Raw genomic sequence first — 12,388 nt, forward strand, 5'->3', positions numbered from 1 at the left:
CGTTCCACCAAGTTTATTTTCAAAGCCTTAAAGCTTGGAAAGAATGCCTTCAACCTCGGCGGTCACCAGATCGATCTCCGCCATCCCGTCCACGGACTTGAGTTTGCCCTTGGCATGGTAATAGCCGATCAGCGGTGAGGTCTCCTTGTAGTAGACCTGCAGCCGAGCCGTCATGGTCTCCGGAGTGTCATCCGGACGGCGCTTGAAGTGGGTGGAACCGCACTTGTCGCACACGCCCTCGGCAGCAGGAACCTTATCGGTATCGTGATAGACGCTGCCGCACTGCGCACAGGAGTAGCGACCGGCAACGCGACGAACCAGTTCGTCGTCATTGACACGGAATTCGATGACGACCGAAAGGTCGAGACCCTTCGCCTTCAGCATCGCCTCGGTGGCGTCCGCCTGGACCAGCGTCCTGGGGAAGCCGTCGAGAATGAAACCGTTGGCGCAATCGGGCTGATCGATTCGCTCGGAGACTATGGCGATGACGATCTCATCAGAAACAAGCTTGCCGGCGTCCATGACTGCCTTGGCACGCTTGCCGACATCAGTACCGGCGTGGACCGCTGCCCGCAGCATGTCCCCCGTGGAAAGCTGCGGAATGCCGTGCTTTTCCACGATCCGCTGGGCCTGGGTTCCCTTACCCGCGCCCGGCGGCCCCAAAAGGATAAGTCTCATCGCCCCCTCTTTCCTCCACGCAACTTCGATTTCTTGATCAGACCTTCGTATTGCTGCGCGATCAGGTGACCCTGGATCTGTGCAACCGTATCAAGAGTTACGCTAACCACGATCAAAAGCGAAGTCCCACCAAGGGATAATGGGATGCCGGTTTGCGACACCAGAATCTCCGGCAGGATGCAGACGAAGACGAGATAGATTGCGCCGATCATCGTGATACGGGTCAGCACGTAGTCGATATATTCGGCAGTGCGCTCACCCGGGCGAATGCCGGGAATGAAGCCGCCATGCTTCTTCAGATTGTCGGCCGTGTCCTTCGGATTGAAGACGATAGCCGTATAGAAGAAGGCGAAGAAGGCGATCAGCGCCGCATAGAGAACCATGTAGAGCGGCCGGCCGTGACCAAGCGCCGCAACGATGGAGGTCGCCCAGCCGGGCATCGAGGTCGTGCTGGCGAAGCCTGCGATCGTCGCCGGCAGAAGCAGCAGCGAGGATGCGAAGATCGCCGGGATGACGCCTGACGTGTTGAGCTTCAGCGGCAGGTGCGAGGTATCGCCCTGGAACATGCGGTTGCCGACCTGGCGCTTCGGATACTGGATCAGCAGGCGACGCTGGGCGCGCTCGACGAAGACGATGACGCCGATGACGCCGATCGCAACGACGATGACGAGCAGGATGAGGCTGGTCGACAGCGCGCCGGTGCGGCCGAGTTCCAGCGTGCCGGCAAGAGCTGTAGGAAGACCGGCTGCGATACCGGCGAAGATGATCAGCGAAATGCCGTTGCCGATGCCGCGCGAGGTGATCTGCTCGCCAAGCCACATCAGGAACATCGTGCCGCCAAGCAGCGTGAGCACGGTGGAAACACGGAAGAACAAGCCCGGCTCGACGACGAGACCCTGGCCGCTCTCAAGGCCGGCTGCGATGCCGTAGGCTTGGAGCGCGCCGAGGACAACGGTGCCGTAGCGGGTATACTGGTTGATGATCTTGCGGCCCTGCTCGCCTTCCTTCTTCAGGTTTTCGAGCGCCGGCACGACCGAGGTCATGAGCTGCACGATGATCGAAGCAGAGATATAGGGCATGATGCCGAGCGCGAAGATCGCCATGCGCTGAACAGCGCCGCCCGAGAACATGTTGAAAAGACCGAGAATACCACCTGCCTGGCCGCGGAACGCCTGGGCATAGGCTTCGGGATTGAGGCCCGGAAGCGGAATATGGGTGCCGAGCCTGTAGACGAGGAGAGCTGCCAGTGTGAACCACAGGCGCTTCTTCAAATCCTCGGCTTTGGCAAAGGTCGAAAAATTGAGGTTGGATGCCAGTTGTTCCGCTGCAGAAGCCATGCGTTTCTCCGCGCTACCAATTCCGGCGTCTCTGGGGATAGGCCGGCCCCGGAATCAGTATGAAAATTATTCAAAACCGGGATTGGGACGGATTGCGGCGCAACCCCGTGCCTCACCCTTGTTTTACAGTCTTACCGGCATGACGCGGGCGCGCCAGCCAAGTTTTTGTGAGGCCCACATATGGGAGCAAAATCGCCCGGTGTGAAGCACCCCGGGCGAGATATCATCAGATTATTATTCGGCGGCTGCCGGAGCCGAAAGCAGCGTTACCTTGCCGCCGGCCTTTTCGATCTTCTCGACGGCAGGCTTGGAGGCGCCGGCAACTTCGAGCGTGATCTTCGCCTTGAGTTCGCCGTCAGCGAGAACGCGAACGCCGTCCTTGGCGCGACGGATAACACCGGCCGCCTTGAGGGCTGCTGCATCAACGGTCGCCTTGGCATCGAGCTTGCCGGCGTCGATCGCGGCCTGGATACGGCCGACCGACACGACAACAAAATCGGAAGCGAAAATGTTGTTGAAGCCGCGCTTCGGCAGGCGACGGTAGATGGGCATCTGACCGCCTTCGAAGCCGTTGATGGCGACGCCCGAACGGGACTTCTGACCCTTCACGCCGCGACCACCGGTCTTGCCGGAACCCGAGCCGATACCGCGGCCGAGGCGCTTGCGGCTGTGGGTCGAGCCTTCGTTGTCCTTGATTTCATTGAGTTTCATGAGCGTTTCCTCCGTCTCACTTCTCGTCGACGACGCGAACGAGATGCTGGACAGCACGGATCATGCCACGAACCGAAGGAGTATCCTCCAGCGTGCGGCGACGGTGCATCTTGTTCAGTCCGAGACCGATCAGCGTGCGCTGCTGGACATCCGGACGGCGAATCGGGCTGCCGATCTGTTCGATCGTGACGGTCTTCGCTTCAGCCTTCTTGGTAGCCTTGGCCATCTGTCAGACTCCTCTTATTCTTCAGAGGCGTTGCCGGAGGCGCTACGACGAGCCTGCAGCGTTGCATACTTGATGCCGCGCTGAGCTGCGATGTCCTTCGGGTGAACCTGGTGCTTCAGAGCGTCGAAGGTGGCGCGAACCATGTTGTAGGGGTTCGACGAACCGGTCGACTTGGCGACAACGTCGTGCATGCCGAGCGTCTCGAATACGGCGCGCATCGGACCACCGGCGATGATACCGGTACCGACCTTGGCCGAACGCAACAGAACCTTGCCGGCGCCATGGCGGCCATGGACGTCGTGATGCAGCGTACGGCCGTCACGCAGCGGTACGAAAATCAGTTCGCGCTTGGCAGCTTCGGTTGCCTTGCGGATGGCTTCCGGCACTTCGCGTGCCTTGCCATGGCCGAAGCCGACGCGGCCCTTCTGGTCGCCGACGACGACGAGTGCTGCGAAACCAAAACGACGGCCGCCCTTGACGACCTTGGCGACGCGGTTGATCGCGACAAGCTTGTCGACGAATTCGCTATCGCGCTCTTCACGGCTCTGGCGGTCTTCCCGCTGCGGCCTTCTTTCCTGTGCCATTGTCCTCTTCCTTTTTCTTTTCCGGGTGCAATCGGCAAACAAATGTGGACCGCATCAGCCTCCCCTTTCGGAGAGTGCCTGCGGTCCGGCGAAAATCCGGCCGGCGCTTGAGGCGTCCGGCCGGAAACTGATCAGAAGGTGAGACCGCCTTCGCGGGCAGCATCGGCGAGAGCCTTGATGCGGCCGTGATAGATGAAGGCGCCACGGTCGAATACGACCTCGGTGACGCCCGCCTTCGAAGCGCGCTCTGCAACAAGCTTGCCAACGAGGGCAGCTGCTGCGGTGTCAGCACCGGTCTTCAGAGAACCACGCAGATCCTTGTCGAGAGTCGATGCAGCGGCAAGGGTCTTGCCGGCGACATCGTCGATAACCTGGGCGTAGATGTTCTTCGAGGAGCGATGAACCGACAGGCGCGGACGGCCGTTGGCCACCGACTTGAGATGACGGCGCACGCGGTTGGCACGACGTGCAAGTGCTTCTTTCCTGCTAGCCATTTCGCGTGATCCTTACTTCTTCTTGCCTTCTTTGCGGACGATCCGCTCGTCAGCGTACTTGACGCCCTTGCCCTTGTAGGGTTCAGGACCGCGATATTCGCGGATTTCAGCGGCGACCTGACCGACCTGCTGCTTATTGATGCCAGAGACAACAATTTCAGTCGGCTTCGGAACGGCGATCGTGATGCCGACCGGCGGCTCATAGATCACATCGTGGCTGAAACCGAGGGCCAGCTGCAGGTTCTTGCCCTGCAGGGAGGCGCGGTAACCGACGCCGTTGATTTCAAGCTTGCGCTCAAAGCCGTCCTTGACGCCCTTGAAGATGCCTTCGATCATCGTGCGGGACATGCCCCACTTCGAACGCGCATCCTTTGTCTGGTTCACCGGCGTCACGACGACGGCGTTATTTTCGAGCTTGAGGCTGATTTCGTCGTTAGCAACGAAAAACAGCTCGCCCTTCGGGCCCTTTGCAGTCACCTTCTGGCCATCGACCGTAGCCGTGATCCCAGCAGGCACCTGAACGGGCTTTTTACCGATACGAGACATGTTTCAATCCTGTCTGTTCGCTATGGAGATCCCTGCCCGATCTTAGAAGACCGAGCAAAGAACCTCGCCACCAACGTTCTGTTCGCGAGCCTGGTGATCGGCCATCACACCCTTCGGAGTCGAAAGGATGGTGATGCCGAGACCGTTCGCGACCTGCGGAATGGACTTGACCGAGACATAAACCCGGCGGCCCGGCTTGGACACACGGCCGATCTCACGGATCACCGATGCGCCTTCATAATACTTCAGCTCGATGCTGAGTTCCGATTTGCCATTGCCGAAATCGACAACGGAATAGCCACGGATGTAGCCTTCGGACTGCAGGACATCGAGAACGCGTGCACGGAGCTTGGACGCAGGCGTCGAGACCGACGACTTGCGGCGGGAAGCGCCGTTACGGATACGGGTGAGCATATCGCCCAACGGATCAGTCATTGTCATGTAACCTGCTCCTTACCAGCTCGACTTGACGATGCCCGGCACCTTGCCGAGATTGCCCAGTTCACGCAGCGCAATACGCGACATGCGCAGTTTGCGGTAATATGCGCGCGGACGCCCCGAAACTTCGCAACGGTTGCGAATACGGGTCTTCGATCCATCGCGCGGCAGGGATGCCAGCTTGATCGAGGCCTTGAACCGCTCTTCGATCGGAAGAGCCTGGTTCATGATGATCGCCTTCAACGCAGCCCGCTTAGCGGCCTGGTTGGCGACCGTAGTACGGCGGCGCTTGTTCTTTTCAACTGCGCTTGTCTTCGCCATGTCAGGTTCCTTTTCTACGCTCGTCGTTACGGTTATTGACGGAACGGGAAGCTGAACTCTTTCAGAAGAGCCCGTGCTTCGTCGTCGGTCGTCGCCGTCGTGCAAACGATGATGTCCATGCCCCACATCTGATCAACCTTGTCGTAGTTGATCTCAGGGAACACAATGTGCTCCTTGATGCCCATGGCGAAGTTGCCACGGCCGTCAAAGCTCTTCGGGTTCAGGCCGCGGAAGTCGCGAACGCGCGGGAGCGCGATGTTGACCAGACGATCCAGGAACTCGTACATGCGGGCGCCGCGCAGGGTGACCTTTGCGCCGATCGGCATGTGTTCGCGGACCTTGAAGCCTGCGATAGAGTTGCGTGCGCGGGTGATGACCGGCTTCTGGCCGGCGATCGCTGCGAGGTCGGCGGCCGCAACCGTCGGCTTCTTCGAGTCAGCGGTCGCTTCGCCAACACCCATGTTGATCACGATCTTGTCGAGCTTCGGAATCATCATCTCGTTGGCGTAGGAGAACTGCTCCTGCATCGCCTTGCGGATGCGCTCGACATATTCCTTCTTGAGCCGCGGCTCGTACTTTGCCTCAGCCATCGATCACTTCTCCAGAACGCTTGGCCACACGGACCTTCTTGCCGTCAACGACCTTGAAACCGACGCGGGTCGGCTTGCCGTCCTTGTCGACGATTGCAATGTTGGACAGGTGAACCGGGGCTTCCTTGTTGATGATGCCGGCTTCCTGGGTCTGCGTCTGGCGCTGGTGGCGCTTGACGACGTTGACGCCACGGACGACCGCACGATCTTCCTTCGGCATGACCTGAACGACTTCGCCGGTGCGGCCCTTGTCCTTGCCAGCGAGCATGACGACCTTGTCGCCTTTACGAATCTTCTGCATCGCTTCCGCTCCTTACAGTACTTCGGGAGCCAGCGAGATGATCTTCATGTGGTTCTTGGCGCGAAGTTCGCGCGGAACCGGTCCGAAGATACGGGTGCCGATCGGCTCTTTCTTGTTGTCGATGAGGACTGCTGCGTTGGTGTCGAAGCGGATGACGGAGCCATCCGGACGACGGATATCCTTGGCGGTGCGAACGACAACCGCCTTCATCACGTCACCCTTCTTCACGCGGCCGCGCGGGATCGCTTCCTTGATCGAAACGACGATAACGTCGCCGATCGAGGCATACTTGCGCTTCGAGCCGCCCAGCACCTTGATGCACATGACACGACGTGCGCCGGAATTATCCGCGACGTCGAGGTTTGTTTGCATCTGAATCATATCAGGTCGCCTTCTTGGTTTACCGGAATGGTTGGGCCAGGCCCCCTATTCCGGCTTATGAAAATGTTCGCCGGCCGCTTGCCTTACGGCAAGCAAAAACGCGGCAATAGCTGAATAGCGCGGGGTCGATCGTGCCAGGGTGGTTTCCCGAACGGGACCTTCCGTGCGCTCAAAGCAAAAGAACGCCCGGCATTCGAGCGTTCTGACGCTGCTTCATACAGATATTTCGCGCGGACGCAAGGCCTCGCGCAAAATTCTGTTACTTGCCCTGGGCGGCAATCACCGTCCAGCGCTTGTCCTTGGAGATCGGCGCGCATTCCTCGATGGATACGGTATCGCCGATCTTATACTGGTTGTTCTCGTCGTGGGCCTTGTACTTCTTGGAACGACGAACGGTCTTCTGGAGCAGCGGGTGAGCGAAACGACGCTCAACGCGAACCACTACCGTCTTCTCGTTCTTGTCGCCAACGACGACGCCCTGCAGGATGCGCTTTGGCATATTTTTCTTCCTTTAGGCCTTAACTTCTGCCGCCTTCTGGCGGGCAATGGTTTTCACGCGGGCGATGTCCTTGCGGACTTCGTTGATGCGCGAGGACTTTTCGAGCTGGCCGGTCGCCTTCTGGAAGCGCAGGTTGAACTGCTCCTTCTTCAGCTTGGCAAGCTCGTCCTTGAGTTGGTCGGCGGTCAACGCGCGAACATCTGAGGCTTTCATGAGCTCAATCCCTTACTCTGCAATGCGCTGAACGAAGCGCGTCTTGACCGAGAGCTTGGCAGAGCCGAGACGAAGCGCCTCACGGGCGATTTCTTCGCTAACACCGTCGATCTCGAACATCATACGACCGGGCTTGACCTTGCATGCCCAGTATTCGACGGAGCCCTTACCCTTACCCATGCGGACTTCGGTCGGCTTTGCGGTTACCGGAACGTCCGGGAACACGCGGATCCATACACGGCCGGCGCGCTTCATGTAACGCGTAATCGCGCGGCGGGCCGCTTCGATCTCGCGTGCGTTGACGCGGTTGGGTTCCTGAGCCTTCAGGCCAAATTCGCCGAATGCCAGGTCGGAACCGCCCTTGGCGACGCCCTTGATGCGGCCCTTGAATTGCTTGCGGTACTTAGTACGCTTTGGCTGCAACATTTTCTTACTTCTCCGAGCTTATCTTTCGCCAGCGCTAATTACGCGTTGTCGCGTTCGCGGCGACGATCGCCACGGTCGCGTTCGCGGCTTGCCGGACCTTGTGCGTCGCCTTCCAGCGCGCGACGTTCGGAAGCCATTGGATCATGTTCAAGGATTTCGCCCTTGAAGATCCAGACCTTGATGCCGCAGATACCGAATGCGGTTTCTGCTTCGGCCGTGCCGTAGTCGATGTCGGCGCGCAGCGTGTGCAGCGGCACACGACCTTCGCGGTACCATTCCGTACGGGCGATTTCAGCGCCGCCGAGACGGCCGGCGCAGGTGATCTTGATGCCTTCGGCGCCAAGACGCATCGCGGACTGAACGGCGCGCTTCATGGCGCGGCGGAAAGCCACGCGGCGCTCGAGCTGCTGGGCGATCGACTGAGCGACCAGCGTCGCATCGACTTCGGGCTTGCGCACTTCAACGATGTTGAGGTGCGTTTCCGAATTCGTCATCTCCGACAGCTTCTTGCGGAGCTTGTCGATGTCTGCGCCCTTGCGGCCGATGATGAGGCCCGGACGTGCAGAGTGGATCGTGACGCGGCACTTCTTGTGCGGACGCTCGATGACCACCTTGGAGATCCCGGCCTGCTTCAGTTCGCTCATGACGAACTTACGCATCTTCAGGTCTTCGTGCAGCAACTGGCCATACTCGGCATTGTCCGCAAACCAGCGGCTATCCCAGGTACGGTTGATTCCAAGACGGAAACCGATTGGATTGATTTTCTGACCCATTATGCGGCCTCCTCTGCTGCCTGCACTTCACGAACGACGATCGTCAGGTGCGCGAAGGGCTTTTCGATACGCGACGCGCGACCGCGGCCACGAGCGTGGAAGCGCTTCATGACGATCGACTTGCCGACGTAGGCCTCGGCGACAACAAGCGCGTCGACGTCGAGATCGTGGTTGTTCTCAGCGTTGGCGATCGCAGATTCAAGCGTCTTCTTGACGGCGCCTGCGATACGCTTGCGGGAGAATTCCAGCTCAGCGAGTGCACGCTCGACCTTCTTGCCGCGGATAGCCGCAGCAACCAGGTTGAGCTTCTGGGGGCTGACACGGAGCGTGCGGGCGACTGCTTGCGCCTCGTTGTCCTTCAGCCGGCGTTCGGCTTTTGCCTTGCCCATTGTTACTTCCTCTTCGCCTTCTTGTCCGCGCCGTGACCGTAGTAGGTGCGGGTCGGAGAGAATTCACCGAATTTGTGGCCGACCATGTCTTCATTGACGCTGACCGGGATATGTTTGCTGCCGTTGTAGACGCCGAAGGTAAGACCGACGAACTGCGGCAGGATCGTGGAGCGACGGCTCCAGATCTTGATCACTTCTGCACGTCCGCCTTCACGAACCTTCTCAGCCTTCTTGAGAAGATAGCCGTCAACGAACGGACCTTTCCATACTGAACGAGCCATTGGAGACTTCCTCTCTTACTTCTTACGCTGATGACGCGAGCGCATGATCATCTTGTCGGTCGACTTGTTCGACCGGGTGCGCTTGCCCTTGGTCGGCTTGCCCCACGGCGTCACCGGATGGCGACCACCAGAGGTGCGGCCTTCACCACCGCCGTGCGGATGGTCGACCGGGTTCATGACGACGCCGCGGTTATGCGGACGCTTGCCGCGCCAAACGGTACGACCGGCCTTGCCGTCGTTGATGTTGGCGTGATCCGGGTTGGAAACGGCGCCGATCGAAGCAAGGCAGGTGCCATGTACGAGACGCTGTTCACCGGAGTTCAGGCGAAGGATCGCCATGCCCTGGTCACGGCCAACGAGCTGTGCGTAGGAACCGGCAGAGCGAGCGATCTGACCACCCTTGCCCGGCTTCATTTCCACATTGTGGATGATGGAGCCGACCGGGATGTACTGTAGCGGCATGGTGTTGCCGGGCTTGACGTCGACAGCCCTTTCGGAAGCGATGACCTTGTCGCCGGCAGCGAGACGCTGCGGAGCGATAATGTAAGCCTTCTCGCCGTCAGCATAGGTCACCAGCGCGATGAAAGCCGTGCGGTTCGGATCGTATTCGATACGCTCAACAGTGCCTTCGACATCGAACTTGCGACGCTTGAAGTCGACCAGACGGTAGGTGCGCTTGTGACCACCGCCGATGAAACGGGCGGTGATGCGGCCGAGGTTGTTACGGCCGCCGCTCTTGGTCAGACCTTCCGTCAGCGCCTTGACCGGCTTGCCCTTGTAGAGCGAGGAGCGATCAACGATGACCAGCTGACGCTGGCTCGGGGTCGTCGGATTGAATGTTTTCAATGCCATTTTCTTATTCCTCAGAGACCGGTGGAGACGTCGATCGTCTGGCCTTCAGCCAACGTCACGACTGCCTTCTTCACGTCCTTCTGCTTGCCGACGAAACCGCGGAACCGCTTGGTCTTGCCCTTGCGCAGAAGAGTGTTGACGGCCGTGACCTTGACGCCGAAGAGCGCCTCGACAGCAGCCTTGATTTCCGGCTTCGTCGCCTGCTTGGCGACATTGAAAACAACCTGGTTGTTTTCGGATACCAGCGTGGACTTTTCGGTGATCGCCGGAGAGACGATCACATCGTAGTGGCGAAGATCGGTCACTTGAATCGCTCCTCTAGCGCTTCAACCGCAGCCTTGGAAAGCACGAGCTTGCCGCGGCGCACGATGTCGTAAACATTGATGCCCTGGATCGGCAGAACATCGATGTTCGGGATGTTCTGAGCTGCGAGCTTGAAGTTGCCGTCAAGCTCCGCGCCGCCGATGAAGAGGGCGTTGGTCAGGCCGAGCGTCTCGAAAACGGACGCGAGAGCCTTTGTCTTGGCTTCGGCAGCAACAAGGTTGTCGATGACGATGACGTCATCGGCCTTGATCTTGGCCGAAAGGGCGTGGCGAAGGCCGAGTGCACGAACCTTCTTCGGAAGGTCGTGCTCATGGCTGCGGACAACCGGGCCATGGGCCTTGCCGCCGCCGCGGAACTGCGGAGCGCGAGCCGAATGGTGACGAGCGCGGCCCGTACCCTTCTGCTTGTACATCTTGGCGCCGGTGCGCGAAACTTCAGCGCGGCCCTTTGCCTTGTGCGTGCCCTGCTGCTTCTTGGCAAGCTGCCAGCGGATGACGCGGGCGAGAATGTCTTCGCGGGGCTCGAGGCCGAAAATCGCGTCCGAAAGGGAAACCTTCCCGGCGTCTTTTCCCTCGAGGGTCTTGACGTTCAATTCCATTGATCTGGCTCCCTTACTTCGCGGCCGACTTGACGGCGTCGCGCACGATGATCCAGGCACCCTTGGAACCAGGAACAGCACCCTTGATCAGGATCAGACCACGATCTTCGTCGGTCGAAACCACTTCAAGGTTCTGCGTCGTGACGCGCGTCTGGCCCATGTGACCAGCCATCTTCTTGTTCTTGAAAACCTTGCCCGGATCCTGGCGCGAGCCGGTCGAACCGTGCGAGCGGTGCGAAACCGACACACCGTGCGTGGCGCGCAGACCGCCGAACCCGTGGCGCTTCATGGCGCCGGCAAAACCCTTACCAATCGTCGTGCCCGTCACGTCGACGAGCTGACCGGCTGCAAAGTGACCCGCCTTGATCTCCGTGCCGATCTCGAGCAGATTGTCTTCCGACACGCGGAATTCTGCGAGCTTGGCCTTCGGCTCGACGTTGGCAACGGCAAAGTTGCCGCGCATCGCCTTGGACGTGTTCTTCACCTTCGCCTGGCCGGCACCGAGTTGAACTGCGGTATAGCCATTCTTTTCGACAGTGCGCGTGGCAACGACCTGGACGGCCTCCATACGCAGTACCGTTACCGGGACATGCTCGCCGGCGTCGTTGTAGACGCGGGTCATTCCCACCTTCTGTGCAATCACACCTGAACGCATCGGTTCAATCCTTCCAACTCAGCTCGAGCAAGCTCAGAGCTTGATCTCAACATCGACACCGGCGGCGAGATCGAGCTTCATCAGCGCGTCTACCGTCTGCGGGGTCGGGTCTACGATGTCGAGCAGGCGCTTATGCGTGCGCATCTCGAACTGTTCGCGGCTCTTCTTGTCGATGTGCGGGGACCGGTTGACCGTAAACTTCTCGATGCGGGTCGGAAGCGGAACGGGGCCCCGGACGCTTGCACCGGTGCGCTTCGCCGTCGACACGATCTCGCGCGTAGAAGCATCGAGAATCCGGTGATCGAACGCCTTCAGGCGAATGCGGATATTTTGGCCGTTCATTCGACGTTATCCTTGTGTTTGTTTTCCACATGTCTCTAGGCAAGACACGGGTTGTTCTTTCTTCCTAAGGCGGACCACCGGTTTCAAACATCGAGAGGGCGCCGAAACGGCATCCCTATCCAGTCTTCAGGGCCTTTTAGCCCACCTTATTGTTTGTTTAGTCTCCGCTTTGTCATCCAAAGCAGTACGCAAATCGCGCTCGCGCGCCATTTGCTACATTTCTGTGTAATAAGCAAGCGGCTTGCGCCGCCTGCATCATAATAATGTCATCGAATCGGCCGCCCCGCCGGAGCGGCCGAAGATTACTCGACGATGCTCGCGACGATACCGGCGCCGACGGTGCGGCCGCCTTCGCGGATAGCGAAGCGCAGCTTTTCTTCCATCGCGATCGGAACGATCAGCTCGACGGCAACCGTGACGTTGTCGCCC

At 59.6% G+C, this 12,388-nt stretch carries 24 protein-coding genes; all 24 read right to left on the bottom strand.

Annotation, left to right across the window (positions count from 1 at the left end):
* Positions 1–27: 27 nt before the first annotated feature.
* Positions 28–678, bottom strand: a complete 651-nt coding sequence (locus EFD55_RS31640) for an adenylate kinase (protein WP_125850909.1) — start codon at positions 676–678, stop codon at positions 28–30.
* The gene (secY, locus tag EFD55_RS31645) at positions 675–2,015 is read right to left on the bottom strand and encodes a preprotein translocase subunit SecY (RefSeq protein ID WP_125850911.1); all 1,341 of its coding nucleotides are present in this window, start codon (positions 2,013–2,015) and stop codon (positions 675–677) included. The genes EFD55_RS31640 and secY overlap by 4 nt, the downstream gene beginning before the upstream one ends.
* A gap of 234 nt (positions 2,016–2,249) precedes the next feature.
* A complete protein-coding gene (gene rplO, locus EFD55_RS31650; RefSeq protein WP_125850913.1) occupies positions 2,250–2,726 on the bottom strand; it encodes a 50S ribosomal protein L15 in 477 nt (158 codons plus the stop codon).
* 16 nt (positions 2,727–2,742) lie between these two features.
* Positions 2,743–2,952 carry a 50S ribosomal protein L30 gene (rpmD, locus tag EFD55_RS31655; protein WP_003547566.1) on the bottom strand — a complete coding sequence of 70 codons (210 nt, stop codon included), beginning with the start codon at positions 2,950–2,952 and terminating at the stop codon, positions 2,743–2,745.
* Between the two features lie 14 nt (positions 2,953–2,966).
* Positions 2,967–3,536, bottom strand: a complete 570-nt coding sequence (gene rpsE, locus EFD55_RS31660) for a 30S ribosomal protein S5 (RefSeq protein ID WP_003573784.1) — start codon at positions 3,534–3,536, stop codon at positions 2,967–2,969.
* Positions 3,537–3,667: 131 nt separating this feature from the next.
* Entirely contained in the window at positions 3,668–4,030 is a 363-nt protein-coding gene (rplR, locus tag EFD55_RS31665) for a 50S ribosomal protein L18 (RefSeq protein ID WP_003573785.1), read from the bottom strand.
* 12 nt (positions 4,031–4,042) lie between these two features.
* A complete protein-coding gene (gene rplF / locus EFD55_RS31670) occupies positions 4,043–4,576 on the bottom strand; it encodes a 50S ribosomal protein L6 (protein WP_003578670.1) in 534 nt (177 codons plus the stop codon).
* 42 nt (positions 4,577–4,618) lie between these two features.
* Complete coding sequence (rpsH, locus tag EFD55_RS31675) at positions 4,619–5,017, bottom strand: 30S ribosomal protein S8 (protein WP_003547562.1); 399 nt, start codon at positions 5,015–5,017, stop codon at positions 4,619–4,621.
* Positions 5,018–5,029: 12 nt separating this feature from the next.
* On the bottom strand, positions 5,030–5,335 hold the full coding sequence (gene rpsN / locus EFD55_RS31680; protein ID WP_003573787.1) for a 30S ribosomal protein S14: 306 nt from the start codon (positions 5,333–5,335) through the stop codon (positions 5,030–5,032).
* A 32-nt stretch (positions 5,336–5,367) separates the two neighbouring features.
* Complete coding sequence (gene rplE, locus EFD55_RS31685; RefSeq protein ID WP_125850915.1) at positions 5,368–5,925, bottom strand: 50S ribosomal protein L5; 558 nt, start codon at positions 5,923–5,925, stop codon at positions 5,368–5,370.
* Positions 5,918–6,226: a 50S ribosomal protein L24 gene (rplX, locus tag EFD55_RS31690; RefSeq protein WP_004674929.1), complete on the bottom strand. Its 309-nt coding sequence runs from the start codon at positions 6,224–6,226 to the stop codon at positions 5,918–5,920. Before rplX ends, rplE begins: the two co-directional genes overlap by 8 nt.
* A 12-nt stretch (positions 6,227–6,238) precedes the next feature.
* A complete protein-coding gene (gene rplN / locus EFD55_RS31695; protein ID WP_003573790.1) occupies positions 6,239–6,607 on the bottom strand; it encodes a 50S ribosomal protein L14 in 369 nt (122 codons plus the stop codon).
* A 259-nt stretch (positions 6,608–6,866) separates the two neighbouring features.
* Positions 6,867–7,106 carry a 30S ribosomal protein S17 gene (gene rpsQ / locus EFD55_RS31700; RefSeq protein ID WP_004674926.1) on the bottom strand — a complete coding sequence of 80 codons (240 nt, stop codon included), beginning with the start codon at positions 7,104–7,106 and terminating at the stop codon, positions 6,867–6,869.
* A 12-nt stretch (positions 7,107–7,118) separates the two neighbouring features.
* Complete coding sequence (gene rpmC, locus EFD55_RS31705) at positions 7,119–7,319, bottom strand: 50S ribosomal protein L29 (protein ID WP_004674925.1); 201 nt, start codon at positions 7,317–7,319, stop codon at positions 7,119–7,121.
* A gap of 12 nt (positions 7,320–7,331) precedes the next feature.
* A complete protein-coding gene (gene rplP / locus EFD55_RS31710; RefSeq protein WP_003573792.1) occupies positions 7,332–7,745 on the bottom strand; it encodes a 50S ribosomal protein L16 in 414 nt (137 codons plus the stop codon).
* A 38-nt stretch (positions 7,746–7,783) separates the two neighbouring features.
* Positions 7,784–8,518 carry a 30S ribosomal protein S3 gene (gene rpsC / locus EFD55_RS31715; protein ID WP_125850917.1) on the bottom strand — a complete coding sequence of 245 codons (735 nt, stop codon included), beginning with the start codon at positions 8,516–8,518 and terminating at the stop codon, positions 7,784–7,786.
* Positions 8,518–8,907, bottom strand: coding sequence for a 50S ribosomal protein L22 (gene rplV / locus EFD55_RS31720; protein ID WP_004674922.1), 390 nt, complete (start codon positions 8,905–8,907; stop codon positions 8,518–8,520). Before rplV ends, rpsC begins: the two co-directional genes overlap by 1 nt.
* Before the next feature lie 2 nt (positions 8,908–8,909).
* The gene (rpsS, locus tag EFD55_RS31725; protein ID WP_003573797.1) at positions 8,910–9,188 is read right to left on the bottom strand and encodes a 30S ribosomal protein S19; all 279 of its coding nucleotides are present in this window, start codon (positions 9,186–9,188) and stop codon (positions 8,910–8,912) included.
* 15 nt (positions 9,189–9,203) lie between these two features.
* Complete coding sequence (rplB, locus tag EFD55_RS31730) at positions 9,204–10,040, bottom strand: 50S ribosomal protein L2 (RefSeq protein WP_125850919.1); 837 nt, start codon at positions 10,038–10,040, stop codon at positions 9,204–9,206.
* An 11-nt stretch (positions 10,041–10,051) separates the two neighbouring features.
* A complete protein-coding gene (locus EFD55_RS31735; RefSeq protein WP_003547550.1) occupies positions 10,052–10,345 on the bottom strand; it encodes a 50S ribosomal protein L23 in 294 nt (97 codons plus the stop codon).
* Positions 10,342–10,962 carry a 50S ribosomal protein L4 gene (rplD, locus tag EFD55_RS31740; RefSeq protein WP_047619855.1) on the bottom strand — a complete coding sequence of 207 codons (621 nt, stop codon included), beginning with the start codon at positions 10,960–10,962 and terminating at the stop codon, positions 10,342–10,344. The genes EFD55_RS31735 and rplD overlap by 4 nt, the downstream gene beginning before the upstream one ends.
* A 13-nt stretch (positions 10,963–10,975) precedes the next feature.
* Positions 10,976–11,617, bottom strand: coding sequence for a 50S ribosomal protein L3 (rplC, locus tag EFD55_RS31745; protein WP_125850921.1), 642 nt, complete (start codon positions 11,615–11,617; stop codon positions 10,976–10,978).
* 33 nt (positions 11,618–11,650) lie between these two features.
* A complete protein-coding gene (gene rpsJ, locus EFD55_RS31750; RefSeq protein ID WP_003547547.1) occupies positions 11,651–11,959 on the bottom strand; it encodes a 30S ribosomal protein S10 in 309 nt (102 codons plus the stop codon).
* A 302-nt stretch (positions 11,960–12,261) separates the two neighbouring features.
* The coding region (locus EFD55_RS31755) for an EF-Tu C-terminal domain-related protein (RefSeq protein WP_456320594.1) at positions 12,262–12,388 on the bottom strand (127 nt) is incomplete at its 5' end.

The sequence above is a fragment of the Rhizobium pisi genome, from assembly GCF_003938655.1.
In the GTDB taxonomy this organism is placed as follows: domain Bacteria; phylum Pseudomonadota; class Alphaproteobacteria; order Rhizobiales; family Rhizobiaceae; genus Rhizobium; species Rhizobium pisi.